The sequence below is a fragment of the Pseudomonas sp. ESBL9 genome, from assembly GCF_036668715.1.
In the GTDB taxonomy this organism is placed as follows: Bacteria; Pseudomonadota; Gammaproteobacteria; order Pseudomonadales; family Pseudomonadaceae; genus Aquipseudomonas; species Aquipseudomonas lundensis.
Genome location: NZ_JAZEVV010000003.1, coordinates 42,173 through 67,391 on the forward strand (window position 1 = coordinate 42,173; position 25,219 = coordinate 67,391).

Consider the following 25,219-nt stretch of genomic DNA (forward strand, 5'->3'; position numbering starts at 1 on the left):
CTGTCATGGGCAGCGCCTCGGGAGGTGCGAGTGCGGGCGCACACGCGGTATTACTCGACGGGCGGGGTGTTGGCGTCGGCGGCTTTGTTTTTTTCTTCCTGCGCGGTCTGTCGGGCGATGCGCGCATTCTTGAAGCGACGGCGGATCCACAGGCAGACGCCCAGTACCAGCAGCGCACCCAACACCCACAATTCGTACTTTTTAACGCTGCCGAGCAAGCCTTCCAGCACGGCGCCAAAGTGGTAGGCGGCGGTGGCCAGGGCGATGGCCCAGATGGCGGCACCAATGCCGTTGAGCAGCAAATAGCGGCCCGGCGGATACCCGGACAGGCCAATCGCCACCGGCATGACGGTGCGCAGGCCATACACAAAACGGAAGCTCAGGACCCAGATGTCCGGATGCTTGCGAATGTGCTCTAGCGCCTTGTCGCCCATCAGTTGCCAGCGCGGCTTGCGCGCCAACAGTTTGCGGCCGTGCTTGCGCCCCATGAAGTACCACAGCTGATCGCCGGCATAACTGCCGAGGAACGCCACGAGCATCACCAGTTTGAGGTCCATGTATCCGCGGAACGCCAAGAAGCCTGCGAGTACCAGAATGGTCTCACCTTCAAAGAACGTCCCTAGAAACAGGGCGAAGTAGCCGAATTCTTGAAGAAATTGTTGGAGCATTGTCTGGATGCTGGCGAAATGAACGCGCAGCCTACGCCTTCAAGCGCGTGTATGAAAGTATCGAAATGTGTCTGGTCGTGAACAAATCCTACAATGCACATGGTTTTGACTTACATCATGCGCGTTGTCATCTGGTGTTCATGGCGCGCCGTTATAAAGGTCGCGCGCGTGCAGGCCGAGGTTGTATCGGGGGTTTTTGCAGTCGCAAGCGATGTGCCCCTACGCACCGAAGGCTCTACTAAAGTCGCAGTGGATGACGGTCGGGTGGTGGTGATGCAACGCAGACTCAGAACAATTTGACTAAAACACCCTCTAACCAGGCCTCAGCCCGCATAAAGCGCCTCTGAGCGGTTTAATCCCGCAGGCGTTGGTGGCATTCTGGCTGTCAATTTGACTGGCCGCGCCGCTTAACTGTTACGAGAGTCAAACCCGCTCTTATCAGGAACAATCAATGAATACCGAAGGACAGACAGAACTCGTTGCCACCGAACCTCAACCGATTGTTGAGCAGGCCCCCGAAATCCAGCCCGAGCCGCAAGCGCAAGCCCCGGTCGAGAGCCATGGCGCGGCGCACCCGGTGATTACCATTCCGGGTCTGGATGACAGCAGCCTGTATATCCATCGTGAGTTGTCGCAATTGCAGTTCAACATTCGCGTGCTGGAGCAGGCGCTGGATGAGTCCTACCCGTTGCTGGAGCGGCTGAAGTTTCTGCTGATCTTTTCCAGCAACCTCGACGAGTTCTTTGAGATCCGGGTGGCGGGCCTGAAGAAGCAAATTACCTTCGCCCGCGAGCAGGCCGGTGCGGACGGTTTGCAGCCGCATCAGGCGCTGGCACGCATCAGTGAGCTGGTGCATGGCCATGTTGATCGCCAGTACGCGATTCTCAACGACATTCTGCTGCCCGAGCTTGAAAAGCATCAGGTGCGCTTCATTCGTCGGCGTCACTGGAACACCAAAATCAAGGCGTGGGTACGCAAGTTCTTCCGCGATGAAATTGCACCGATCATCACCCCCATTGGTCTGGACCCGACGCATCCGTTCCCGTTGTTGGTCAACAAAAGCCTCAACTTCATCGTGGAGCTGGAAGGCATTGATGCCTTCGGCCGCGACTCGGGTCTGGCGATCATTCCAGCCCCGCGTTTGTTGCCGCGTGTGATTAAAGTGCCGGAAGACGTTGGCGGGCCGGGCGACAACTATGTGTTCCTGTCGTCAATGATTCACGCCCATGCCGATGACTTGTTCCAGGGCATGAAAGTAAAAGGCTGCTATCAATTCCGACTGACCCGCAACGCCGATCTGGCGGTCGACACCGAAGATGTCGAAGACTTGGCCCGCGCGTTGCGTGGCGAGTTGTTCTCGCGTCGTTACGGGGATGCGGTGCGTCTGGAAGTGGCCGACACGTGCCCTAAGCACCTGTCCGACTACTTGCTCAAGCAATTCAACCTGCACGAAACCGAGCTGTACACGGTCAATGGCCCGGTGAACCTGACGCGCCTGTTCAGCATCACCAGCCTGGACAGCCACCCCGAGCTGCAATACACGCCGTTTACGCCGGCCATCCCGAAGCTGTTGCAGAACAGCGAGAACATTTTCAGCGTGGTCAGCAAGCAGGACATTTTGCTGCTGCACCCGTTTGAGTCGTTTACCCCGGTCGTCGACTTGCTGCGCCAGGCCGCCAAGGACCCGCATGTCTTGGCCGTGCGCCAGACCTTATACCGCAGCGGTGCCAACTCCGAGATCGTGGATGCGTTGGTGGATGCGGCGCGTAACGGCAAGGAAGTGACGGCGGTGGTGGAGCTGCGTGCGCGTTTTGACGAAGAGTCCAACCTGCAACTGGCCAGCCGTCTGCAAGCTGCGGGCGCAGTAGTGATCTACGGGGTGGTGGGGTTCAAGACCCACGCCAAGATGATGCTGATTCTGCGTCGTGAGGCGGGCGAAATCGTGCGCTATGCGCACTTGGGCACGGGCAACTACCACGCCGGTAACGCCCGTCTGTACACCGACTACAGCTTGCTGACCTCGGATGACGCGCTGTGCGAAGACGTCGGCAAGCTGTTCAGCCAATTGATCGGCATGGGCAAAACCTTGCGCATGAAGAAGCTGCTGCATGCACCGTTCACATTGAAGAAGGGCATGCTGGACATGATTGCCCGGGAAACCCAGTTCGCCCTGGAAGGTAAACCTGCGCACATCATCGCCAAGTTCAACTCACTGACCGATCCCAAGATCATTCGAGCGTTGTACAAGGCCAGCCAGTCCGGGGTGCGGATTGACCTGGTCGTGCGCGGGATGTGCTGCCTGCGCCCGGGCATCCCCGGCGTGTCGCATAACATTCACGTGCGCTCGATCATCGGCCGCTTTCTGGAGCACACGCGGGTGTTCTACTTCCTTAACGGCGGGGAAGAGCAGATGTTCTTGTCGAGTGCCGACTGGATGGAGCGTAACCTCGATAAGCGCGTTGAAACGTGCTTCCCGATTGAAGGCAAAAAGTTGATTTTGCGGGTCAAGAAAGAGCTCGAGTGCTACCTGACAGACAACACGCATAGCTGGAGCTTGCAGTCGGACGGCCGTTATATCCGCAACACGCCAACCGGCAACCAAAACCCGCGCAGTGCCCAGGCTACGTTGCTGGAGCGCTTGAGCCTGCCGGTATTGAGCGTCAGTACCGGCCCGTCGGTATAAGCCTGCCGGTGGCTGGCGCAAGTTGCGTCAGCCACCCATCGCAGTCTCAGGACACCGTTAGCACAATCCCGACCCGGGTCAGCCATTGAGCTTCTTGCTCAAAGTCGGCCTGGGTCAGCGGGTTCTGTTCCAGCCAGCCCTCGGGGAATATCACCTCAAGGTGATCGCCATCGGCGCGCAGTTTGACTTGGGACGCCTGTTGGTCGCCACGAATGTGGTGATACAGAATCGCAAAGCGCAACAAGACGCACAGGCGAATCAGCTTGATGCCGTCAGCCCCGAACTCAGCAAACTTGTCTTTAGGGATGTTGCGGCGGTGCCCGCGAACCAGCAGCGCGAGCATTTGCTGATCTTCGCGTGAGAAACCGGCCAGATCGGAGTGCTCGATCAGGTAGGCGCCGTGCTTGTGGAAGTGATAGTGGGCGATGTCGAGGCCGACTTCGTGCACCTTCGCCGCCCAGCTCAGCAGTTCACGCCACACGCCGTCTTTCAGGTCCCATGATTTGGCCACTTGATCGAAGGCGCGCAGTGCTTTGCGTTCGACCCGTGCGGCCTGTTCGCGATCGACATGGTAACGGTCCATCAAGGAGCTGAGTGTGCGCTCGCGCACGTCTTCATGATGGTGACGGCCCAGCAGGTCGTACAGCACGCCTTCGCGCAGCGCGCCGTCGCAATGATCCATGCGCTGCAATTCAAGGGCGTCGAAGATGGCTTCCAGAATCGCCAGGCCAGCGGGGAAGATGGTCCGGCGATCCGGCTTGATGCCTTCAAAGTCGATCTTGTCGACTTCGCCCAGTTTGAAGAGTTTGCGCTTGAGCCAGCTCAGGCCTTCGGCGTTGACCTCGCCATTACCGTGACCGCCCGCCTTGAGGGCCAGGCCAATGGCGCGAATGGTGCCTGACGAGCCAATGGCTTCATCCCAGCCCAGTCGGTGCAGGGCGTGCTCGATGCTCATGATCTCCAGGCGCGCTGCGGTGTAAGCCTGTGCATAACGTGCCGGGGTGATCTTGCCGTCGCGGAAATACCGCTGGGTATAACTGACGCAACCCATTTGCAGGCTTTCACGCAGCAGGGGCTCAAAGCGTTGGCCGATGATGAATTCAGTGCTGCCGCCGCCGATGTCTGCCACCAGGCGCTTGCCCGGCGTGTCCGCGAGGGTGTGTGAAACGCCCAGATAAATGAGGCGCGCCTCTTCCCGTCCGGAAATGACTTCAACGGTGTGCCCGAGAATTTCTTCGGCGCGCACGATGAATTCGTTGCGGTTGCGGGCTTCACGCAAGGCGTTGGTGCCGACGATGCGCACGGCGCCCAGCGGCATACCGTTGATCAGTTGGGCAAAACGCTTCAGGCAATCGAGCCCGCGCTGCATGGATTCTTCGTTGAGTTTGCGTTCTTCGTCGATGCCGGCAGCTAACTGCACCTTTTCACCAAGACGTTCAAGAATACGGATTTCACCGTTCTGAGCCTTGGCCACCACCATGTGAAAGCTGTTAGAACCCAGATCAATGGCGGCGATCAGGGATGGATTCTTGGCTTGGGATTGGGGCATGGTTGAGGGGTCTCGGTCGATAACGTCGCCATCGTGCCACGATCACAGGCTCGCGCCAACGCGTGATGTCGGATGGCTTGATAGGGATCAAAGTTTTTTTCTCAGTGCACGTCAGCTGTAATCTGACCGGCTGAACGGCAGCCCCTGCCTTAAAACCTTCTGCATACGCCGGCTCATGGCTGACTATAGTTATAGTCAATCAAGCGTCAGCTTCCTGAACGCAGTGATGACGGCTATGATGTGCTACGTTTTTGCTTACCACCACGGAGACTTCCATGAGCAGCGATCTTATTAAACACGTCACCGACGCTAGCTTTGAGGCCGATGTTCTCAAGGCTGAAGGCGCCGTACTGGTCGACTACTGGGCTGAATGGTGTGGCCCTTGCAAAATGATCGCGCCAGTTCTGGACGAGATCGCTGAGACGTACAAAGGCAAGCTGACTGTTGCCAAGCTGAACATTGATGAAAACCAGGAAACCCCGGCCAAGCATGGCGTACGTGGTATTCCGACGTTGATGCTGTTCAAGAACGGCAATGTCGAAGCCACCAAGGTGGGTGCGCTGTCGAAGTCGCAATTGGCTGCATTCCTCGACGCCAACATTTAAGTGTCGATAAAAGCCCTGCTAAATGCGGGGCTTTTTCATGGCTCAAGGACTAGACGCTATGAAAAGCAAGTGTTACATTCGGCCCCGCACTGGTTTCTCCACTGCCCCCTGCAAGCCGTCGCCGACGCACCCCTTATCGAATTAGTACGCGATCCTGTCGCCTTCTCTGCGGCGCGGCCTCATTAAGCCAAAAGCTTAATTTCCCCCCTCCATAAATGATTACGTCATTCCTATATGAACCTGACTGAACTCAAGCAAAAGCCGATTACCGAACTGCTCGAATTGGCCGAACAAATGGGCATAGAAAATATGGCCCGTTCGCGCAAGCAGGACGTGATTTTCTCCCTGCTGAAAAAGCACGCGAAAAGCGGCGAGGAAATCTCCGGTGATGGCGTGCTGGAGATCCTCCAGGACGGCTTCGGCTTCCTGCGCTCTGCTGACGCTTCCTATCTTGCCGGCCCTGACGATATTTACGTCTCGCCCAGCCAGATCCGTCGCTTCAACCTGCGCACCGGCGACACCATCGTCGGTAAAATCCGCCCGCCAAAAGAAGGCGAGCGGTACTTCGCCCTGCTGAAGGTCGACACGATCAACTACGATCGTCCTGAGAACGCGAAAAACAAGATTCTCTTCGAGAACCTGACCCCGCTGTTCCCGAACGTTCGCATGAAGATGGAAATCGGTAACGGTTCCACCGAAGACCTGACCGGTCGTGTGATCGACCTCTGCGCGCCAATCGGTAAAGGTCAGCGCGGTCTGATCGTTGCTCCGCCAAAAGCGGGCAAGACCCTCATGCTGCAGAACATCGCGTCGAACATTTCGCGTAACAACCCTGAAGTTCACTTGATCGTTCTGTTGATCGACGAGCGTCCTGAAGAAGTGACCGAAATGCAGCGCACCGTACGCGGCGAAGTGGTTGCGTCGACCTTCGACGAACCGCCAACCCGTCACGTGCAAGTGGCTGAAATGGTGATCGAGAAGGCCAAGCGTCTGGTTGAGCACAAAAAGGACGTGGTGATCCTGCTTGACTCCATCACCCGTCTGGCCCGCGCCTACAACACCGTGATCCCGAGCTCCGGCAAGGTCTTGACCGGTGGTGTTGATGCCCACGCCCTTGAGAAGCCAAAGCGTTTCTTCGGTGCGGCACGTAACATCGAAGAAGGCGGATCGCTGACCATCATCGCCACCGCGCTGGTTGAAACCGGCTCGAAGATGGATGAAGTGATCTACGAAGAGTTCAAAGGCACCGGCAACATGGAGCTGCCTCTGGACCGCAAGATCGCTGAAAAGCGCGTCTTCCCTGCGATCAACATCAACCGCTCCGGCACACGCCGTGAAGAGTTGCTGACCGCGGACGACGAGCTGCAACGCATGTGGATCCTGCGCAAGCTGTTGCACCCGATGGACGAAGTGGCCGCCATTGAGTTCTTGATCGATAAGCTGAAACAGACCAAGACCAACGACGAGTTCTTCCTGTCGATGAAACGCAAGTAATACGGTTTCTCGACTCAAAAAATGGCGCCCCTGGAGGGCGCCATTTTTTTTAAACATAAAAAAGGGAGGTTTGTGCTTAACTCAGGTCAACAAAAACAATGTATTAGCGAGTTTCGAGCGTTATGAGTTCTCTTGTTTATCGCAGGGATATTGATGGCCTGCGTGCAGTCGCCGTGATTGCTGTCGTGCTGTTTCACTTTGGTGTACCCGGTTTTTCCGGCGGCTTTGTGGGCGTCGATGTGTTCTTCGTCATTTCCGGTTATCTGATCACTTCAATCATCTGGCGTCAGCGTGAAGCCGGACGTTTCAGCTTCGTCGAGTTCTGGGCACGTCGCGCGCGACGGATCTTGCCCGCCTTGTTCGTCTTGCTGATGGCGGTATTGGTGGCGGGCTGGTTCCTGATGGCGCCCAAGGACTACGAAGAGCTGGGGCGCTCGGTGCGCTACCAAGTGATGTTCGCGTCCAACCTGTTGTTTATGCGCCAGGAAGGCTACTTCGACGCCGCCAGCGATCTGAAACCGTTACTTCACACGTGGTCATTGGCGGTTGAAGAGCAGTTCTACATCGTCTTCCCGCTAATACTGACGTTGCTTTCCAGCCGTTTCAGGCACTGGCGCATGGCCTTTTTCAGCCTGTTACTGATTTCATTTGGCTTGAGCGTCTGGGCTGTGGCGCATCACCCGGAGAAAGCGTTTTTCCTGCTGCCGATGCGCGCATGGGAGCTATTGGCCGGCGCCATGCTGGCCATCGCGCCTGAACCCAAGAAACGTCTGACGCCAGCTGCAGCGCAGTGCTTCAGCCTGTTGGGGTTGGCGCTGATACTGGTGGCAGTCTTCGGCTATGACAAAAGCACCCCTTTCCCCGGTGCCGCAGCGCTGTTGCCTGTAGTGGGCGTGGTGGCCCTGATCTGGGCCAACGAGCATCACCGCACGTGGGTCGGTCAGGTATTGAGCACCCGCGTGATGGTCGGGCTGGGTCTGATTTCTTATTCCTGGTACTTGTGGCACTGGCCGGTGTTCGTGTTTGGCAGTTATGCCAGTGTGGATGACTTCGGCCCCGTGTTGACCGCTGCGCTGATCGCGCTGACGTTGATCCTTGGCTATTTATCCTGGCGATTCGTTGAAACCCCGTTCCGTGAACGTCGATGGCTGGCCGGGCGTCGTCAGATTCTGACCGCCGCAGCGCTAGGCATTGTGGTGTTGGGGCTGGCGGGGCAAGCGCTGCGCTGGACGGATGGCTTGCCGTCCCGTTTGTCAGAGCAGGCATTGCAATACGCCAACGCCAGCAAATGGCGGGCCGAACTGATGGCCTGCATCACCGATGATAAAAGCCCGGCAGACACCCCGTTTTGCCGCTACGGCACGCCCGATGCGCCAGCGCAGTTGTTGGTGTGGGGCGACAGTCATGCCACGGCGTTGATTCCGGCGCTGGACGCAAGCGCCCGGCAGTACGGGGTCAATGTCATGTTGGCCAGTTCGGCCGGCTGTTTGCCGCTGCAAGGGCTAGAACATGGCCAGCGGTGTGCCCACTACAATCGGCGCGTGGAACAGACGCTCAATGCCGAACCGGTCGGCGACGTAATGCTGGTGGCACGTTGGAGCCTGTACCTCGACGGCGACGCCAAGGGCGACAAGGGCCATGCGCTCAAGGTGGCGGACGGCCACTATGACCGGGCCATCGCTGAGCAGCGTCTGGCAGACGGGTTGCGCACGCGCATTGATGAGCTGCGCAGGGCCGGCCACCGGGTGTGGCTGATGAAAGAAGCCCCGTTGCAACCGTTTAACCCCCCGTATCGCTTGAGTCGGCTGGCGATGTTGCATCAGCCGACCTCGGGCACCGGTTTTGCCCTGGCCGAGCACCTCAAGCAGAAGGCGTTTATCAACCAACTGTTCGCTCAACTCGCTGCCAACGACCCCGGCGTCAAGGTGTTGGACCCTACGCCGCAACTGTGTGATGACACGGGCCTGTGCCGGGCCGAACAGGAGGGCCATTCGTTGTATACCGATGACAACCACCTGTCCGAGATCGGTGCCCGCTTACTGCTTCCTGTGCTCGCTCCGCTGTTCCAAGAGGTGGCAGGCGCCAGGGCGCTGGGCGTGAAGTGAGTTCAAATCCGCCCGCCCAGCAGCGATAAGCTGCCAGCGGGCGGCATTGCAGGTAGGATGTACGCCTATTTTGAGGGTGCCAACGTCAATGAAATTCAAGGATCTTCGGGATTTCGTGCAGCAGCTAGAGCAGCGCGGAGAGTTGAAACGCATCCAGATTCCCGTCTCTCCAGTGCTGGAGATGACCGAAATCTGTGACCGCACGCTGCGCGCCAAAGGCCCGGCGTTGCTGTTCGAAAACCCGACCGGCCACACGATCCCGGTACTCGGTAACCTGTTCGGCACGCCAGAGCGCGTGGCCATGGGCATGGGGGCTGAGTCTGTCAGCGAATTGCGTGAAATTGGCAAACTGCTGGCGTTCCTCAAGGAGCCAGAGCCGCCGAAAGGTCTGAAGGACGCGTGGTCGAAACTGCCGATCTTCCGCAAGATTATTTCCATGGCCCCGAAAGTCGTTAAAGACGCGGTGTGCCAGGAAGTCGTGATTGAAGGCGACGATGTCGATTTGGCCATGTTGCCGGTGCAGCACTGCTGGCCGGGCGATGTGGCGCCGCTGATTACCTGGGGCCTGACCGTTACCAAGGGCCCGAACAAGGATCGCCAGAACCTCGGCATCTACCGGCAGCAAGTGATAGGCCGTAACAAAGTCATCATGCGCTGGCTGAGCCACCGGGGCGGTGCGCTGGATTACCGCGAGTGGTGCGAAAAACACCCCGGTCAGCCATTCCCTGTTTCCGTGGCGCTCGGCGCTGACCCCGCGACCATCTTGGGTGCCGTGACACCAGTGCCTGACAGCCTGTCCGAATACGCGTTTGCCGGTCTGTTGCGCGGCAACCGCACCGAACTGGTGAAGTGCCGCGGCAACGATCTGCAAGTGCCTGCCACGGCGGAAATCATCCTTGAAGGCGTGATTCATCCGGGTGAAATGGCACCGGAAGGACCGTACGGCGACCACACCGGTTACTACAACGAAGTGGACAGCTTCCCGGTCTTCACCGTTGAACGCATTACCCATCGGATCAAGCCGATTTACCACAGCACCTACACCGGCCGTCCACCGGATGAGCCTGCGATTTTGGGCGTGGCGCTCAACGAAGTGTTTGTACCGATCCTGCAAAAGCAGTTCCCGGAAATCACCGACTTCTACCTGCCGCCTGAAGGCTGCTCGTATCGCATGGCCATCGTGACCATGAAGAAGTCGTACCCTGGGCACGCCAAGCGGGTCATGCTCGGCGTGTGGTCATTTTTGCGCCAGTTCATGTACACCAAGTTCGTGATCGTGACCGATGACGACATCAACGCCCGCGACTGGAACGACGTGATCTGGGCCATTACCACGCGCATGGACCCCAAGCGCGATACGGTGATGATCGACAACACGCCGATCGACTACCTCGATTTCGCCTCGCCGGTGTCCGGTCTGGGTTCGAAGATGGGGCTCGATGCGACCAACAAATGGCCGGGCGAGACCACGCGCGAATGGGGGCGGGTCATCGTCAAGGACGAAGCAGTGACCCGCCGTGTCGATGACATCTGGAACCAATTGGGAATAGATTGATGCGAGTTACCTTGCAGCCGTCAGGCGCGGTGTTGGACACCTTGCCCGGCGAGCCGATTCTGAATGCGGCGCAGCGCCTGGGCTATGAATGCCCGCAAAGCTGTCGCAACGGTAATTGCCATGTGTGCGCCGCCTTGCTGGTTGAAGGACGCGTCCAGCAGGCGGGCGAAACGCGTGACCATGGCGAGATCTACACGTGCCTGGCGCAGCCGCAGGAAGACTGCGTCGTGTTGTGGGACGGTGTGCTTGCCTTGGGAGAGTTGCCGGTGCGCAGCGTGGTCTGTCAGTTGACCGAATGCAGCGAAATGGGCGGCGATGTGTGGCGCGTGCGTCTGCGTGCGCCTGCGGGCAAGCCACCTCGCTATTACGCGGGCCAATACGTGATGCTGGAGCGTGAGAGCGGTGAAAAATCCGCCTTCTCGCTGGCCAGCGCCCCACACGCCGGGCGCGACCTCGAACTGCATGTGTTAGTGCGCGAAGACAGCGCCCGCCGCCTGATCGAGCAACTGCAACGCAACGCAATGATCCGGGTTGAAATGCCGTTCGGTGATACGCACTTGTCCCAATTGCCCGACGGCCCGCTGGTGTTGATCGCCGCGGGCACCGGCATGGCGCAAATGCACAGCCTGATCGAGCATTGCCGGGAGAAAGGATTCCCGCATCCGGTGCATTTGTACTGGGGCGTTCGTCGTCCTGAAGACTTCTACACCCTGGAAGAGTGGGACGCGTGGCAGAGCATTCCGAATTTGCACTTGCACAAGGTGGTCAGTGACCTGTGCGGATGGGAAGGTCGTTGTGGGTTGTTGCACGAAGCCGTGTGCGAAGACATCCACGACCTGAGTGCTGTCTACGTGTATGCAAGCGGGTCCCCGGCCATGGTGTACGGCACCCTGGACGCGTTGGTCGCCGCAGGCATGGACGCCCACCAGATGCGCGCCGACGTCTTTGCGTACAGCCCACGGCCCTGATGCATCGTGTGCAGCCTGTCGCAGCCCCGCGCCGCGACAGTGGCTGCACCGGCGGGTGCCCGCGCACGCCTTGAGTTCACGCCTGCCAGGATTAAAAACGTAACCCCGTGGTCACCATGGCGGCGTTGAAGCCGAGCAATACCAGCTCGCTGGCCATCGGGCCGTAATGAACGCCCACGGACGGGATGATCACCGGCGCCACGCCAAAACGATTGAGCGGGATTTTGTCCTGATACTTCCCGTGGTAGCCCTCCAGCAACCCGCCCGTCAGCTTCAAGTACAGGGGATAAGACTCGCTGTCGAAGCGCTTGCCGCCGTATGCGTAGTAAGAACGTTGCCTGAACGAGTTGCGAAAGGTCGCCGCACCCGCCAGCCAGTTTGAGCGGTGGTGGTATTCGAGTCCGATCAGGTCCTGATGGTTGTTGTGCTCGGGGTCGGGCGAAAAATGCCGGGTGTAAACGCTGGTCTGTGCATACCAAAAATCTCGATCCTGCTGTTGCGCTTCATCGTGCGCCATCGCGGCGCTGGCGTTGACCAACATCAACACGCCACAGATTCCGGATTTCTTCATGGGTGGGCCTCTGTCGGCAGTTTGGCGTGCGCCAGTGGCGGGCCACTATAAAGAGGTGGGTGAGCGTTAACCTGAACGTGACCGGAACAAGTCGACGCCCGACGGTTTGGCATCGCGTTGTTTGCATGACCCAGTGGCCATATGTCAGGCCAAGCGCGTCATTTCGCATTCAGTGCTATAAGATTCAGCACGTTATGTTGTGGACATCCTGCAAGTGCGCAAGGCCTGTACCCATTCGTTATGACTGTCATTGAATCAACCTGCTTGACCCCCGCTTACCCGCCGCGACTTGATCTCGGGGCGCCGTTGACCCCTGAACAATTGCGCAGCTCGCTGCACGGCACCATGGCGCGCCATAAAGGCGGACCGGTGTGGTTGTTCGCCTATGGCTCACTGATCTGGCGCCCGGAGTGTTCAGCGGTTGAACGTGTGCGCGGTCGGGTGCATGGCTATCACCGCGGGCTGTACCTGTGGTCACACGAACATCGTGGTACCCCGCAATTGCCGGGTTTGGTGTTCGGACTGGACCGGGGTGGCTCATGCAGCGGCTTTGCCTATCGGCTACCGGAAGAGAACCTCGACGCTGCCCTCTATGCCTTGTGGCTGCGGGAGATGCCCGTGCCGTCTTATCGGCCGCACTGGCTGACCTGCCGGCTTGAAGACGGTTCGCAGGTACAAGCGTTGGGGTTTGTGCTGGAGCGGCACCTGCCCAGCTATGCGGGCAATCTGCCAGATGACGTATTGGGCCAGGTGCTGGCCAACGCCTGCGGGCGTTACGGCACCACCCGCGACTATGTGGAGCAGACCGTAAACGCCCTGCGCAGCCACGCCATGCCAGACCGTCATCTGGAGGCGCGGCTCAAGCGCTGTGGATCAATCAAGCCTTAAGCGTTACGCGCTTCGCTGGCTGTTTTCTTGTGGCGCAGGGTGGGGATCATGAACGCGATCGCCAGCAGGCACGCACTGATCAACAGTACGAAGCCGCCATCCCAGCCGAAGTGGTCAACCAGATAGCCCATGGCCGCGCTGGCCGCCACCGAACCGCCCAGGTAACCGAACAGCCCCGTGAAGCCGGCCGCCGTACCTGCGGCTTTTTTGGGTGCCAGTTCCAGCGCCTGCAAACCGATCAGCATCACTGGCCCGTAAATCAGGAAGCCAATGGAGAACAGCGCGATCATGTCGACGGTCGGGTTACCCGGCGGGTTGAGCCAGTACACCAGCGTCGCGACTGTCACCAGTGACATGAACACGATCCCGGTCAGCCCGCGGTTGCCGCGGAAGATTTTGTCCGACATCCAGCCGCACAGCAGCGTCCCCGGAATACCTGCCCATTCATAGAAGAAGTACGCCCACGACGTGGTGTCCACGGTGAAGTGCTTGGCTTCTTTGAGGTAGGTCGGTGCCCAGTCCAGAACCCCGTAGCGCAGCAGGTAGACGAAGACGTTGGCCAGGGCGATATACCACAGCATTTTGTTGCGCAGCACGTATTTGACGAAAATCTCTTTGGCGCTGAATTCGTCTTCGTGGCTGGCGTCGTAACCGGCCGGGTAATCGTTTTTGTACGCCTCAATCGGCGGTAAACCCACGGATTGAGGCGTGTCGCGCATGGTGATAAACGCAAACAGTGCGACCAGCAGCGCAACGGTGGCGGGTACGTAGAACGCGGCGTGCCAGTCGTTGAACCACGCCATGCCCAGCAAGAACAATGGGCCGATCAAGCCGCCACCCACGTTGTGGGCCACGTTCCACACAGACACCACGCCGCCGCGTTCTTTCTGCGACCACCAGTGCACCATGGTCCGGCCACTGGGCGGCCAGCCCATGCCCTGCGCCCATCCGTTGATGAACAACAGAATGAACATCATGGTCACGCTGGACGTGGCCCAGGGCGCGAAACCGAAAATGAACATGACGGCCGCTGAAATCATCAGGCCAAACGGCAGGAAGAACCTCGGGTTGGAGCGGTCGGACACCAGGCCCATGAGGAACTTCGACAAGCCATAAGCAATGGCGATTGCAGACATCGCTACACCCAACTGACCCCGGGTATATCCCTCGTCAATCAAGTACGGCATGGCCAGCGAGAAGTTTTTACGCAGCAGGTAGTAGCCTGCGTAACCAAAAAAGATACCGGCGAAAATCTGCCATCGCAGGCGTCGATATGTGCTGTCTATTTTTTCAGCAGGCAGCGGTGCCTGATGAGCGGCAGGTCGGAAAAAAGCAAACATTCAAGAGCTCCAAATTTCTTGTTATATCGGCGGGCCCGAACGTTACATTTTCGTTACCGAAAATGACAGGCCTTCTCAACTGAAACGAACGGAAACAACCCACATGACATGTTCACTTATGAACATGTCGCACAGGTGTAAAACAACCCGCTGCCCAATACAGGTTTCAAATGTGGGAAATGCCCTGAAGCCGGCAGATTAAGCCGCTGTTCTGATGTTTATAAGCGCAGTGCGAGCGGTTTGATCGGAAGCCTCCCACGAGAGGTTCGGAGCCTATGACCTGCAAGAATTAGCTACACATTTTTATTATTGACCGCTTATGCGTGGACCTGGCGCATCAGCAAATGTGGGGCTTGGCAATGAAGTGTTTTGTGTTGTTGGTCGGGTTACTCATGTGCTTAAGCGCGGGTGCGGATACGTTTGTGCCATCGCTCATCTACCAGGTGAAGCCTCAATACCCCATTGAGTTGCAACGCATGGGTATGAGCGGCGTAGTCCGGGCGCACTTTATGGTGAGCGCGCAGGGTTCGGTGGTTGATCCGAACATTCGTTACAGCGCTCATCCGGCGTTTTCGAGCGCCACCCTTGATGTCATTCGTGAGTGGCGGTTTTCGAGCTGGCCGCTTGAGGGTGACAACCCCAAGCAGGTTGATGCCGTTGAAGAGACGGCATCAACATTTGTCAAAAGGATTTTGAGCCCGGTTTTCCTTGAGGCAGTCGCCATTCGTTCACTATTCGTATGAGGTTCTGGGGATCCTTGGCAATCCCTGCTTCGATGCACAGAGTCAAACCAAGGCCTTCCGGGGGGGGGTAATGGCTTGAAAATGTTCAATTAGGATGCTGTTCTCTTCTTTGGGGATGAAGATAATGTCCCCTATTTTGGTGAATGACTCAATGAGTTCATGCGCTGTGTGGTTTTTATATTTAGTCTTAATTTTTTATTAGAAGTTGGCAAGCCTTACTCTCTGTTTCCCACTATTTAAAACTTAGCTGTCGCATGGTTAACCTGGTTTAAAACAAGATTTACCGTTTTCGGCATACCAGTCTTTTATGATTCGAGTAACAATTTCAGGGGTGTAGTTTTCTTCTGTGCAATGATAAATAAGATCTGCCCTGTTGGGGCGCTCGACAATAGCTACGTAATGAGCGATTAATGAATCAAGAGTTGCTTCTGTTGGGTTATCATTTTGTGAAAATATTGCTCTTACCAATGCTAGAAACTCAGATTCAGTGTAGTCAGTGATAGAGTTTTTAAATGTCATGGTTTGCTCGCTTCGTGGTAGTTAATATGTGCTTTTGGGGTAACAATCATTAAATTATCAAGGTTGTATACATCACCACCATTCTGTATTTCATGCACATGATGCAGCTCGAATGTTGTCCTCCCTCTGGCCCAATCATCTTCGAGAGCTTTTGGTGCGAACCCGCGTTTAATTAACCCTCGGTTGCCCGGTGAAAATTGTATTAATAGCTCTCCGTTGCGGCCCACTAACGCCCAAAAAGCAGATCTGAATTTATCAAAGCTGTCAAAATTTTTGTCGCGTAGTTGGTCAGCAATAGACGCAGGAATAGGGGCTCCTCTACCACGTGTTGTTTCATTTAACCATAGCCCTGTAACAACCGATCCGACCCCTGTCACAACCCCCGGTTCATCGCGTGGGCTTTTGAGCATCACATAAACAGGTGGTAAGCCTGAGTCTTGCGGAAACCAAATAATGTAGTCTCTGAAATCTACATCATCAACTGCGGGGTAGATTTCAAGAGTAGGGTCTATGGGGGAAAGTACATCCCCGGTATACACCGTCAAAACAGGTTGTTCAATAGGTAAGCCCGGTGAGAGTGAAACTTCACCTCCTGGTGCCGAGCTGGGTGACCACGTTAAAGTGGTGCGTGCTGTATCTGCAAGAGTGGCCCAGTAATATTTTTTTTGAGTATCCCACCGTGCGGGCATGACTTTTACATGGGGTGACGGCGTACCCTCAGCAGTTGAAGCGATATAGAGCGTCGTTTTGTTATTACGATTTTCAATACCTAAGCGTGTTGGCAAAATTGCTGTTTGACCGCTCATCACCTGCCAATCATTAGGGACGGGGTCAATCAGGTAATAGAGCGGAATACTTGCGCCTTTAAGCTCGCCGTCGCCTAGTGTCGATGAATAGGCTGCAATCGCAATTGCAGAAGCGATTGAAGGGGTGGACAGCACGCGCACGACGGCTCTTTGAATGGCCGTCTGCAAGGCTTCGCTCGCCCATTCACTTAACCCGATACGTGGCCCATAACCCAATATCAGGGGGCGAGTGGTGGCAATACTTGCGGAAGCCGAAAAGGTATTGGCAGCATCAAAATCGGCTTCGCGAGCCAGTTGTTCTGCGTGGCGTTGGGCTGCCTGTTGCTGAGCAATCAGCCTGGCGCTGAACTCATGTTGGTTTTCCTCGATACGGTTGGCCCGATCGCGCAAGGCTGTAAGGGCGTTCGCCATCTTTGTTAGATGACGCACAGACTCAGTATGCAGTAAAGCTTTGTGGTAATCGGCCCATGCTTTACCAATGACTTTAGTGGTTTGTAAGTTGACAAGATTACTTAACGCTTCTAGTTCGGGTTTGCTCAAAGGCGAGGTGATCTGTCGATTCTTTTTTTGAAAAGGGCGAACAGAGGCGTTGTGCTGAATGATAAGTTTATTAATAGTGGATAGATAATGGTTGAGGATGTGTGGTGAGACAGGTTGTTCAAAGAAGATGTGCGAGTGGTGATTGCCTCCTGGAGAAAATAAGCGAGCTGTTGAAAGTGTATGTTGAGCTCGCTATTAATAACGCGGGTTCTGTTATTGAGTAGAGTGATCACGTCAGTGTCAAAGGTTGCGTTTTCTTGCTCGAGACTGGCCTGGCGGATAGCCAGTTCGGGCAGATCTTTGCTCAGTAGCTCAATAGCGCCGCTGTGCAGTTTTAGTTCGTGTGCTGCTTTGTAGGCATATTCTATTGATTGGTAGGCTTCGTAAAAGGTGGCGCGTGCATCACGGGTGGTGGCAGTCAGGGCTTCTTGTACTCGTTTCGAAGACAGTTCCTTCATCAAATAAAAAGGATTTTGGTCATATAAAGAAAACGCAGCATGCGTCAGCTGTTGGTAGTTAATGATTTTCTGTTCGATGAGGCTCAGTACGATCATTTGAAAGTTTTTGGTGTCTTCAAGCGCTGAAGGAAGTTGTAATTTTTTAACGTGCGCTTTGGCGGCATCCAGTTCATTTTTAATGTGGTCTGAAAGTGTGTGGGCAAGGGCAGCGTACTCGCGCTCTACTTGGTCTGCCATTACCGCAGTCTCTTCAAAAAACACTTGAGATGCGGATAGCGCCGGGAGATCTCGTATCGTTTTTCCTTGACCTTCTCCACGGCGCGGTCCGGTGGTAGGCCCCCATGTGTTTATGCTGCCGAATTGTCCTGTAGGTGGAGGGCCTAAACGATTCGCGGCGCCATCGCCTCGGCCTAATGAGTTTAAAAATGTGGGTTCTATTTCATAAGCCCTTATTTGTGTTACGCCAATCTCCAGTGTTTTACCGGGTACCCAGTCAGGGTCACTCATACATTGTCTCCTATTGTGTGGAGGACAAACGTACGCGCGCTTTCAGCAAAGAGTGGGGTACATATGTATTGTATTTGATGGGTTTTTAATTATGTTTTTATAGCGTGCTATGGCTTTTCCCATTTCGGCCGATAACATAAAGAGTGATGTCAACAGCCCATCTGGGTGATGTCCGTCAATTAGTTATACCCCTTGGGCCAGGGCCAAACGACCCGTATGCTTGCCCCCAACCGTAAAAAGGAGCGAATTGTGAAAGCGTGGATCTTGATGATGCTGGCCCTGTCCTTGCCGATGGCAGCGGTAGCCGAAGAAGCGAAAGAAGGCGAGGCCAAGGTCAGCTACATCAGCCTGAGCCCGCCGTTTGTAGGCAATTACGGTCTGGATGGCAGCCCGAAGCTCAAGGTCTACAAGGCCGATATCGCGTTGCGCGTCACGGGCGACGAAGCGGCCAAGGCCGTGAAGGCAAACGATCCGTTGATTCGCAACCAATTGGTGGGTCTGTTCACTCAGCAGACCAGCGAAACCCTGGGCAATGTCGAGAATAAAGAGAAGCTGCGCCAGGAAGCGCTGAAGCAGATCCAGCAGGTTCTGAACGACGAGACCGGCAAGCCGCAGGTTGATGATCTGCTGTTCAATAACTTGATCGTTCAGTAAGCCTGGCCCAGCGCTCGTCTGGCAGTGGTTTTGTTCGCACCCATCGCGTCGCGAACAAAACCGGTGTCAGTCGTTCATGCCCTGCACGAACGTTACGACGCCAGGCTCTTGCGAAACCGCGCCAGGGCAATCGCGAAAAACAGCAGCCCGATGGTCGCCAGTGCCAGTAAGTCGGGCCACACCACGTCCACTCCGGCTCCTCTGAACAGAATCGCTGCGCTCAAACTCACGAAGTGGGTTGAGGGCGAGCACTGCATCACCCACTGCAACCATTCAGGCATGCTGTCCAGCGGCGTGCTGCCACCCGAGAGCAACAGCATCGGGATGATGACCGGGATGGCCAGCAAGCCGAACTGCGGTGTTGAGCGGGCGAGGGTGGCGAGGAAAATCCCCAGGGCGGTACTGGCAAACAGGTAAAGCGCCGTCACCCCCAGAAACAACGCCAGTGATCCGGCCAGCGGCACGCCCAGCGCCCATTTGACGATGACCTCCAGCGACACCCAGGTGCAGAGCACCACGACCAGCATGTTGCTCCAGATTTTTGCCAGCATGATTTCCAGCGCTGTCAGCGGTAGCACCAGCAAGTGATCGAGGGTGCCGTGTTCTCGCTCGCGCAACAGCGCGGTGCCGGTCAGCACAATGGCCAAAATGGTGATGTTGTTGACGATCTGAATCACCGCCAAAAACCAGCCGCCCTCAAGGTTCGGGTTGAACAGCGCACGGCCGCTGATCCGTACTGGCGTGTTCGCGGCAGCGTCGGCCTGGCCGGTGTAATTGAGCAGCTCACGTTGAAAGATGCGCCCAATGTAGCCCGCGCCCATAAACGCCTGACTCATCGCCGTGGCATCCACGTTGACCTGCAGACCCGGTTCACGCCCGGCCAGCAGGTCCGCCTGAAAGTTGGCCGGTACGTTGATGACGAAGGTGTATTGGCCGCCATCCATGGACGCATCCAGCTGATCGTAAGGCAACGCTTGCGGGGTTTGGAATTCTGGCGGCAGCAACGATTCGCTGAGTTTGCGTGACAAGGCGCTGTGGTCTTCATCGACAATCGCGACGCTGGCGTTATGCACGCCAATAATTGACCCCGCCGCCGGCATGTAAATCGCTACCGTGAAGGCGTAGAACAAAAACAGCAGCAGAACGCTGTCATGGCGCAGGCTTGTGAGTTCTTTGATCCCCAGGCGCAGGATGTGCGAGAGCTGGTGCATCAAACCTCCTGCTTCTTGAGCATGATGAGACTCAGGCCGGTAAAGGCGACGAAGAAGCCCAGCAACGCCAGGCATTGCGGCCACAGCTGGCGCAAATCCAGGGCTTTGGTAAACGTACCGACCGCAATATCGAGAAAGTGCCCGGCAGGGAACAGCATGCCCATCAGCGCCGCAGAGCCGTCCAGTGACGAGCGCGGCACGATCAGCCCGGAGAATTGGATCGTCGGCAGGCTGGTGATGATCATGGTGCCGAGAATTGCCGCGATCTGGGTGCGGGTGAACGCTGAAATCAACAGCCCCATGCTGGTGGTCGACAACACGTACAGCAGCCCGCCGAGCGCCAGCGTCAGTGCGCTGCCTTTGAACGGCACGCCGAACAGCCAGCGGTTCATCGCCACCAGCAGCGCCAGATTGACCAGACTCACCACCAGGTACGGCACCTGTTTGCCCAGCAAGAATTCAAGCCGGGTCAGGGGCGTGGCGTAGAAGTTGGTGATGGACCCCAGCTCTTTTTCCCGCACGATCCCCAGCGCCGTCAGCATGGCCGGGATAAAGGCGAGAATCAGCGCCATCACGCCCGGGCCGATGGCATTCACGCTGACCACGTCCTGGTTGTAGCGAAAACGGGTTTCGAGCTTGGCGCCACCTTGTTTGTTTTGCGCCAGACTGCTCAGCGCGGCCAGTTGTTCAAGGTTGGCCTGGTGCACGGATTCAACATAGTTACGGCTGGTTTCTGCACGGAATGGCATGCCGCCATCCAGCCAGGCGGCGACGGTGGGCTGGCGCCCTGCGTACAGGTCGCGGCCAAAACCCGGCGGGATTTCCAGTGCGATTTTGATTTCTGAACGTTGCAGACGCTTGTGCAGTTCTTCTGCACTGTAGATGGGCGCGTGTTCTTCGAAGTAACGCGAGCTGCGGAAGGCCTCCAGATACGCGCGGCTTTGCGGGCTTTGGTCCTGGTCGTAGACGGCGAACGCCAGGTTTTCCACGTCCAGTGAAATGCCGTAGCCAAAAATCACCATCATGAACAGCGCGCCCAGCAAGGCGAACGCCATGCGGACTTTATCGCGTAGCAGCTCTTTGGATTCGCGGCTGGCGACGGCTATCAGCCGGGTCAGGCTGAAGCCGCTTTTGCTGGGCGGTGGTGGCGCATTGACCACCGCCGCAGCGGCGTCGGGCGCGGGCACCGCGCTACTCTCCTGCTCGTTTTGCGCCTGCTCCAGGCACGTGACGAATGCGGCTTCCAGCGTCTCGCCGTGAAACTGCTGCTGCAACGCATCGGGGGTGTCGCAGGCCAGTACTTTGCCGGCGTGCATCAACGAAATACGGTCGCAGCGCTGGGCTTCGTTCATGAAGTGGGTGGACAAGAAAATCGTCACGCCCTGATCGCGCGACAGTTCGATCAGCAGTCGCCAGAAGTCGTCGCGCGCGGCCGGGTCAACCCCCGAGGTGGGCTCATCAAGGATCAGGACTTCGGGGCGATGCAATACCGCCACGGCCAGCGACAGACGTTGACGCAACCCCAGTGGCAACTCGCCGGACTGTTGCTCGGCAATATCAGCCAGATCAAAACGCTCGATCAGCTCTTCAATCCGCGCGCGGCTGTCTTCTTTGGGCAAGTCGAACAACTGGGCGTGCAAGACCAGGTTTTGCCGCACGCTCAACTCGCCATACAGCGAGAAACTCTGGGACATGAAGCCCACGCGTTTGCGTGTGGCCAGGTCTTTGGCATCCACCGGATTACCGAGCAGTTTGGCGCTGCCTTCGGTGGCGGGCATCAACCCGGTCAGCACTTTCATGGTGGTGGTCTTGCCACAACCGTTGGAGCCCAGAAACCCGAAGATTTCACCGCGTCCGATAGCGAAGCTGACGTTGTTCACGGCGGTAAAGTCGCCGAATTTGAGGGTCAGGTCATGGGCTTCGATGGCGATATCGCTGTTGTCGCTGACCCGTGGCGCAATCACCAGCGGCTCGTTGCTGTGGCCGGTATCGCCCTGATAGTGGGTAAACGCTTCGTCCAGTTTGCCGGTGGATGCGACCGCCGCCAGTTCCTGCGTGAGCCCGGTCGCAATCAATGCGCCGCGGTCGAGCATCAGGCAGTGCTCGAACTGTTCCGCTTCTTCCATGTAGGCCGTGGCAACCAGCAATGTCAGTTGCGGGCGCTGGCTGCGTACGTCGTCGACCAGTTCCCAAAAGCGCCGACGGGACAGCGGGTCGACGCCGGTGGTCGGTTCGTCAAGGATCAACAGGTCGGGCTCGTGAATCAGCGCGCAACACAGCCCGAGCTTTTGCTTCATACCGCCGGACAACTTGCCCGCGGGTCGTTCGGCAAATCGCTCCAGGTCCGTGGCCTTGAGCAAGTTGGCCATGCGTTGTTCGCAGTCGTCTTTGGACAGGCCGAACAACGTGCCGAAAAAGCGAATGTTTTCGCTGATCGACAACTCCGGGTACAGGTTGCCGCCAAGCCCTTGGGGCATAAAGGCAATCAACGGGTAAAGCGTGTTGCGATGGCGGCGATCGTCAATCGGCCCGCCGAGCACCTCAAGGCTGCCTTGCTGGAGCTTTTTGACCCCGGCAATCAGCCCCAGCAAGCTCGACTTGCCCGCGCCATCCGGGCCAATCAGCCCGCAGCGCGTGCCTTTAGGCAAGCTGAAGGTGATGTCGAGCAGCGCCTGCTGTTTACCGTACCGGTGGCAGATGCCACTGGCGTTGAGCGCCAGGTTGCTCATTGCAGATTGGCCGGCCAGTCCACGTCGGCAGTGCGCACATACCCGGCGCCGGGCATTCCGGGTTTAGCCTGAGGCACGGCGCTCGGGTCGGTGAGACGAAGTTTGACGCGGAACACCAGTTTTTGACGCTCGTCGCGGGTTTCGACCTCCTTGGGGGTGAACTGCGATTTGGCGGCCACGAAGCTGATTTTTGCGGGCAGTGGCGTGTCGGGCAGGGCGTCGAGCAGGATGCGCGCTTGCGCGCCGACGGTCAGTTTGCCGACCACTGAAGCGGGTAAATACAGGTTCATGTACTGGTCGCTGGGGTCGATCATCATGAACACGCGTCCGCCCGAGCCCAGCACTTCGCCGGGCTCGGCAAGGCGCAGCTGGATGACACCGTCGATGGGCGCCCGCAGGCTGCTGTCGTCAATCTCGCTGGTGAGCTGTGCCACTTGCGCTTCGCTGGAATGGATCGCGGCCTTGGCAGCGGCGACCTGAGCCTGCGCGGCGACCACGGCAGCATTGCTGGTGTCAAAACGTGCTTGTTGCTGATCGAGTTGCTGGCCGCTGGCAAAGCCGCGCTGGGCCAGTTGGCGGAAGCGTTTGAGTTCCTGGCTGGCGAGCAGTTTTTCGCTTTGGCGCAGTTGTACGTTGGCCTCGTTGGCGGCCAGGGTTTGCCGGGCTCGCAGCACTTCGGCCTCGGCCTGATTGCGCGAGGCTTCGAGGGTGCGGGTGTCCATGCGTGCCAGCAGTTGACCCTTGGTCACGCGATCGCCCTCGTCGACCAGCACTTGCGCAAGGCGACCGGGGATTTTGGCGGCGATCTGGACTTCAGTGGATTCAAGTCGGCCGTTGCCCATGCTGATGCCTTCGGGGAGTCGGTCATGCTGGGATTTCCAGTAACCGAACCCGCCTGCCGCCACCAGCAGGATCACCAACGGAATAACGAAATAATGGGATACACGGTTGTTCTTCGACATGCCAACATCCTGTCTCACAGAGCGCTCTAGTTTGACGGTCTCACTGCCGGGGCGGTTTGATGCCAATCAAAGGAAGGTCAAAGCCTAGACGCTATTGAGCGAGGTTGCCGAAGTGATTTGCCCGTTTGCAGGCGCACGCCTGAGCCTGCAGGGCGTGGCTACCCGTCAGAGCAGCCCCAGCACCGTCGCCCATTGTTCGTCTGTGACGGGCATGACTGAAAGGCGGCTGCCTTTTTGAACCAGGGGCATCTCGGCCAGCGCCGCCTGTTGTTTGAGGTAGTCGAGCTTGATCACCTGAGGAAATGTGTGCACGTGAGCTACTTGCAACGCACTCCACGGGTTTTTCTCGGCACTGGCTTTGGGGTCGTAGTAAGGGCTGTCGGGGTCGAGCGCGGTGGGGTCGGGGTAGGCCGCTTCGACGATGCGGCCAATCCCGGCAATGCCGGGTTGCGGGCAACTCGAATGGTAGAAAAAGAACGCATCGCCCACCGCCATGGCACGCATGAAATTACGTGCCTGGTAGTTACGAACGCCGTCCCAGCGCGCCTCACCGACTTTCTGTAAGTCCTTGATCGAGAACTCGTCAGGCTCGGATTTCATCAACCAATGGGCCATTTTTCTTCTCCTGAAACATGATGTGAATCATCTTTCTTGAAACATTTTGATAAACCGACAGCCGGTTGACGCCATCGTTTGCGTGTCGTTACGGGTTGTCGCAGAATGCCGGGATTTTAAGCTTGACGCTGCTGCACGGCCTATAAAAAAACCGTTGCTGTCATCGTGTTGATTTGCCTGAAGGGGGGCAATCGATGAAACGCAAACCGGATGTACTGTGGGTTTTGGCTTTTTTGTTCGGTTTGGGCGTAGTGACGACGGGGTATGCGCAAAGTTTGTGGTCCAACTCGACCGACGCGCCGATTGAACTGGCTCAACAGCAAGTACAACCTTTCAAACGCTAAACTTTCTTGCGTTAACGCGTTTCAGGCATCGCACTCAACGTGATGCCTTGGCGATGTGTGGGCGACGTACCACTGTTTGTCTGACACCGTGCCTTGTAACGGTACGTCCCAACTGGCTTGTGTCAGGCTTTCGACCTTTTGGCATTCGTGGGCCAGGCCTAACAGTGTCGGTTTGCGCCAGCTCTGTCGGCGTCCCAGATACGCCAGGCTGCGGTCGTAAAACCCGCCGCCCATGCCCAGCCTTCCACCCTTCGCATCGAACCCCACCAATGGCAGCAACACCAGGTCGAGTGTCCAGACCTTGCGTTGGCGTGCGGGGTTGATGCGTGGCTCCAGAATACGGAAGCGGTTGGGGATCAGCTTCTCGCCAGGGGCGATGCGTTGAAACACCATTTTGGTCCGCGGCCACGCGCTGAGTACCGGCAGGTAGGTGATCTTGCCCCGGCGTTGCGCTTCGCGCAGCAGCAGGCGCGGATCGATCTCACCGTCGGTGGGCAGATATAGCGAGAGGTGTTTGGCGCGGCGAAACAAAGGATGTTGCGCCAGTTGCCGGTACAGGCCGCGGGCGGCCAGACGTTGCGCGCAGGGCGACAGTTCGCGGCGGGCATTGCGCAGTTGTCGGCGAAGTTGCGGGCGGGTAGGTGGCGTGCTGTTCAAGGTCGACACCGAGAAAGCCAATGCCAGCAGAGGGCTGGCATTGCACTG

At 57.4% G+C, this 25,219-nt stretch carries 22 protein-coding genes; 10 read left to right on the plus strand and 12 right to left on the minus strand.

What is annotated here, in order from left to right; all coding sequences use genetic code 11:
* Window positions 1–50 precede the first annotated feature (50 nt).
* The gene (locus tag V6F78_RS09865) at window positions 51–668 is read right to left on the minus strand and encodes a DedA family protein (protein ID WP_047291172.1); all 618 of its coding nucleotides are present in this window, start codon (window positions 666–668) and stop codon (window positions 51–53) included.
* A gap of 451 nt (window positions 669–1,119) precedes the next feature.
* Between V6F78_RS09865 and ppk1 the strand changes: the two genes are divergently transcribed.
* Entirely contained in the window at window positions 1,120–3,351 is a 2,232-nt protein-coding gene (ppk1, locus tag V6F78_RS09870; RefSeq protein ID WP_332727086.1) for a polyphosphate kinase 1, read from the plus strand.
* A gap of 46 nt (window positions 3,352–3,397) precedes the next feature.
* Here ppk1 and ppx read toward each other — a convergent pair whose 3' ends face one another.
* Entirely contained in the window at window positions 3,398–4,900 is a 1,503-nt protein-coding gene (gene ppx / locus V6F78_RS09875; RefSeq protein ID WP_047291175.1) for an exopolyphosphatase, read from the minus strand.
* 275 nt (window positions 4,901–5,175) lie between these two features.
* On the opposite strand from ppx, the gene trxA reads away from it, so the two are divergent.
* From trxA to V6F78_RS09900, 5 genes are all read left to right on the plus strand, one after another.
* Window positions 5,176–5,505 carry a thioredoxin TrxA gene (trxA, locus tag V6F78_RS09880; protein WP_016783018.1) on the plus strand — a complete coding sequence of 110 codons (330 nt, stop codon included), beginning with the start codon at window positions 5,176–5,178 and terminating at the stop codon, window positions 5,503–5,505.
* A 234-nt stretch (window positions 5,506–5,739) separates the two neighbouring features.
* Window positions 5,740–6,999 (plus strand): transcription termination factor Rho, encoded by a 1,260-nt coding sequence (gene rho, locus V6F78_RS09885; protein WP_047291176.1) that lies wholly within the window; start codon window positions 5,740–5,742, stop codon window positions 6,997–6,999.
* 122 nt (window positions 7,000–7,121) lie between these two features.
* Entirely contained in the window at window positions 7,122–9,104 is a 1,983-nt protein-coding gene (locus tag V6F78_RS09890; protein ID WP_332727088.1) for an acyltransferase family protein, read from the plus strand.
* Between the two features lie 88 nt (window positions 9,105–9,192).
* Window positions 9,193–10,659, plus strand: coding sequence for a 4-hydroxy-3-polyprenylbenzoate decarboxylase (gene ubiD / locus V6F78_RS09895; protein ID WP_047272820.1), 1,467 nt, complete (start codon window positions 9,193–9,195; stop codon window positions 10,657–10,659).
* The gene (locus V6F78_RS09900; protein WP_169859179.1) at window positions 10,659–11,627 is read left to right on the plus strand and encodes a CDP-6-deoxy-delta-3,4-glucoseen reductase; all 969 of its coding nucleotides are present in this window, start codon (window positions 10,659–10,661) and stop codon (window positions 11,625–11,627) included. The genes ubiD and V6F78_RS09900 overlap by 1 nt, the downstream gene beginning before the upstream one ends.
* A 91-nt stretch (window positions 11,628–11,718) precedes the next feature.
* Here the strand turns inward: V6F78_RS09900 and V6F78_RS09905 are convergent, their stop codons facing one another.
* Entirely contained in the window at window positions 11,719–12,198 is a 480-nt protein-coding gene (locus tag V6F78_RS09905; RefSeq protein WP_169838104.1) for a sn-glycerol-3-phosphate transporter, read from the minus strand.
* 240 nt (window positions 12,199–12,438) lie between these two features.
* Between V6F78_RS09905 and V6F78_RS09910 the strand changes: the two genes are divergently transcribed.
* Entirely contained in the window at window positions 12,439–13,086 is a 648-nt protein-coding gene (locus V6F78_RS09910; RefSeq protein ID WP_047272822.1) for a gamma-glutamylcyclotransferase, read from the plus strand.
* On the opposite strand, the gene glpT is transcribed toward V6F78_RS09910, so the two are convergent.
* Complete coding sequence (gene glpT, locus V6F78_RS09915) at window positions 13,083–14,426, minus strand: glycerol-3-phosphate transporter (protein WP_047272823.1); 1,344 nt, start codon at window positions 14,424–14,426, stop codon at window positions 13,083–13,085. The two genes, V6F78_RS09910 and glpT, sit on opposite strands and share 4 nt — an antisense overlap.
* Window positions 14,427–14,749: 323 nt before the next feature.
* Here glpT and V6F78_RS09920 point away from each other — a divergent pair, with 323 nt between their 5' ends.
* Window positions 14,750–15,169 carry a TonB family protein gene (locus tag V6F78_RS09920; protein WP_139048362.1) on the plus strand — a complete coding sequence of 140 codons (420 nt, stop codon included), beginning with the start codon at window positions 14,750–14,752 and terminating at the stop codon, window positions 15,167–15,169.
* Window positions 15,170–15,427: 258 nt separating this feature from the next.
* Here the strand turns inward: V6F78_RS09920 and V6F78_RS09925 are convergent, their stop codons facing one another.
* From V6F78_RS09925 to V6F78_RS09935, 3 genes are read right to left on the minus strand one after another with little or no spacing between them, the layout of a single operon-like run.
* Entirely contained in the window at window positions 15,428–15,688 is a 261-nt protein-coding gene (locus tag V6F78_RS09925) for a bacteriocin immunity protein (RefSeq protein ID WP_080963730.1), read from the minus strand.
* The gene (locus tag V6F78_RS09930; RefSeq protein ID WP_332727093.1) at window positions 15,685–17,034 is read right to left on the minus strand and encodes an S-type pyocin domain-containing protein; all 1,350 of its coding nucleotides are present in this window, start codon (window positions 17,032–17,034) and stop codon (window positions 15,685–15,687) included. Before V6F78_RS09930 ends, V6F78_RS09925 begins: the two co-directional genes overlap by 4 nt.
* Window positions 17,031–17,999: a hypothetical protein gene (locus V6F78_RS09935; RefSeq protein WP_139048371.1), complete on the minus strand. Its 969-nt coding sequence runs from the start codon at window positions 17,997–17,999 to the stop codon at window positions 17,031–17,033. Before V6F78_RS09935 ends, V6F78_RS09930 begins: the two co-directional genes overlap by 4 nt.
* Before the next feature lie 249 nt (window positions 18,000–18,248).
* On the opposite strand from V6F78_RS09935, the gene V6F78_RS09940 reads away from it, so the two are divergent.
* The gene (locus V6F78_RS09940; RefSeq protein WP_047291789.1) at window positions 18,249–18,653 is read left to right on the plus strand and encodes a flagellar basal body-associated protein FliL; all 405 of its coding nucleotides are present in this window, start codon (window positions 18,249–18,251) and stop codon (window positions 18,651–18,653) included.
* A gap of 92 nt (window positions 18,654–18,745) precedes the next feature.
* Here the strand turns inward: V6F78_RS09940 and V6F78_RS09945 are convergent, their stop codons facing one another.
* From V6F78_RS09945 to V6F78_RS09960, 4 genes are all read right to left on the minus strand, one after another.
* Complete coding sequence (locus V6F78_RS09945; RefSeq protein ID WP_047291787.1) at window positions 18,746–19,864, minus strand: ABC transporter permease; 1,119 nt, start codon at window positions 19,862–19,864, stop codon at window positions 18,746–18,748.
* Window positions 19,864–22,593, minus strand: a complete 2,730-nt coding sequence (rbbA, locus tag V6F78_RS09950; protein ID WP_332727096.1) for a ribosome-associated ATPase/putative transporter RbbA — start codon at window positions 22,591–22,593, stop codon at window positions 19,864–19,866. Before rbbA ends, V6F78_RS09945 begins: the two co-directional genes overlap by 1 nt.
* Window positions 22,590–23,555, minus strand: a complete 966-nt coding sequence (locus tag V6F78_RS09955; protein WP_047291783.1) for an HlyD family secretion protein — start codon at window positions 23,553–23,555, stop codon at window positions 22,590–22,592. Before V6F78_RS09955 ends, rbbA begins: the two co-directional genes overlap by 4 nt.
* A gap of 165 nt (window positions 23,556–23,720) precedes the next feature.
* Window positions 23,721–24,170 carry an EVE domain-containing protein gene (locus tag V6F78_RS09960; protein ID WP_047291781.1) on the minus strand — a complete coding sequence of 150 codons (450 nt, stop codon included), beginning with the start codon at window positions 24,168–24,170 and terminating at the stop codon, window positions 23,721–23,723.
* A gap of 194 nt (window positions 24,171–24,364) precedes the next feature.
* On the opposite strand from V6F78_RS09960, the gene V6F78_RS09965 reads away from it, so the two are divergent.
* Complete coding sequence (locus V6F78_RS09965; protein WP_088500203.1) at window positions 24,365–24,514, plus strand: hypothetical protein; 150 nt, start codon at window positions 24,365–24,367, stop codon at window positions 24,512–24,514.
* Between the two features lie 21 nt (window positions 24,515–24,535).
* Here the strand turns inward: V6F78_RS09965 and V6F78_RS09970 are convergent, their stop codons facing one another.
* Complete coding sequence (locus tag V6F78_RS09970; RefSeq protein WP_047291988.1) at window positions 24,536–25,171, minus strand: 5-formyltetrahydrofolate cyclo-ligase; 636 nt, start codon at window positions 25,169–25,171, stop codon at window positions 24,536–24,538.
* Window positions 25,172–25,219: the final 48 nt, after the last annotated feature.

Bases quoted from the DNA above. Each gene is read 5' to 3' on its own strand.
- V6F78_RS09865 (WP_047291172.1), bottom strand. From the start codon at position 668: ATGCTCCAACAATTTCTTCAAGAATTCGGCTACTTCGCCCTGTTTCTA.
- ppk1 (WP_332727086.1), top strand. From the start codon at position 1,120: ATGAATACCGAAGGACAGACAGAACTCGTTGCCACCGAACCTCAACCG.
- ppx (WP_047291175.1), bottom strand. From the start codon at position 4,900: ATGCCCCAATCCCAAGCCAAGAATCCATCCCTGATCGCCGCCATTGAT.
- trxA (WP_016783018.1), top strand. From the start codon at position 5,176: ATGAGCAGCGATCTTATTAAACACGTCACCGACGCTAGCTTTGAGGCC.
- rho (WP_047291176.1), top strand. From the start codon at position 5,740: ATGAACCTGACTGAACTCAAGCAAAAGCCGATTACCGAACTGCTCGAA.
- V6F78_RS09890 (WP_332727088.1), top strand. From the start codon at position 7,122: ATGAGTTCTCTTGTTTATCGCAGGGATATTGATGGCCTGCGTGCAGTC.
- ubiD (WP_047272820.1), top strand. From the start codon at position 9,193: ATGAAATTCAAGGATCTTCGGGATTTCGTGCAGCAGCTAGAGCAGCGC.
- V6F78_RS09900 (WP_169859179.1), top strand. From the start codon at position 10,659: ATGCGAGTTACCTTGCAGCCGTCAGGCGCGGTGTTGGACACCTTGCCC.
- V6F78_RS09905 (WP_169838104.1), bottom strand. From the start codon at position 12,198: ATGAAGAAATCCGGAATCTGTGGCGTGTTGATGTTGGTCAACGCCAGC.
- V6F78_RS09910 (WP_047272822.1), top strand. From the start codon at position 12,439: ATGACTGTCATTGAATCAACCTGCTTGACCCCCGCTTACCCGCCGCGA.
- glpT (WP_047272823.1), bottom strand. From the start codon at position 14,426: ATGTTTGCTTTTTTCCGACCTGCCGCTCATCAGGCACCGCTGCCTGCT.
- V6F78_RS09925 (WP_080963730.1), bottom strand. From the start codon at position 15,688: ATGACATTTAAAAACTCTATCACTGACTACACTGAATCTGAGTTTCTA.
- V6F78_RS09935 (WP_139048371.1), bottom strand. From the start codon at position 17,999: ATGAGTGACCCTGACTGGGTACCCGGTAAAACACTGGAGATTGGCGTA.
- V6F78_RS09945 (WP_047291787.1), bottom strand. From the start codon at position 19,864: ATGCACCAGCTCTCGCACATCCTGCGCCTGGGGATCAAAGAACTCACA.
- rbbA (WP_332727096.1), bottom strand. From the start codon at position 22,593: ATGAGCAACCTGGCGCTCAACGCCAGTGGCATCTGCCACCGGTACGGT.
- V6F78_RS09955 (WP_047291783.1), bottom strand. From the start codon at position 23,555: ATGTCGAAGAACAACCGTGTATCCCATTATTTCGTTATTCCGTTGGTG.
- V6F78_RS09960 (WP_047291781.1), bottom strand. From the start codon at position 24,170: ATGGCCCATTGGTTGATGAAATCCGAGCCTGACGAGTTCTCGATCAAG.
- V6F78_RS09965 (WP_088500203.1), top strand. From the start codon at position 24,365: ATGAAACGCAAACCGGATGTACTGTGGGTTTTGGCTTTTTTGTTCGGT.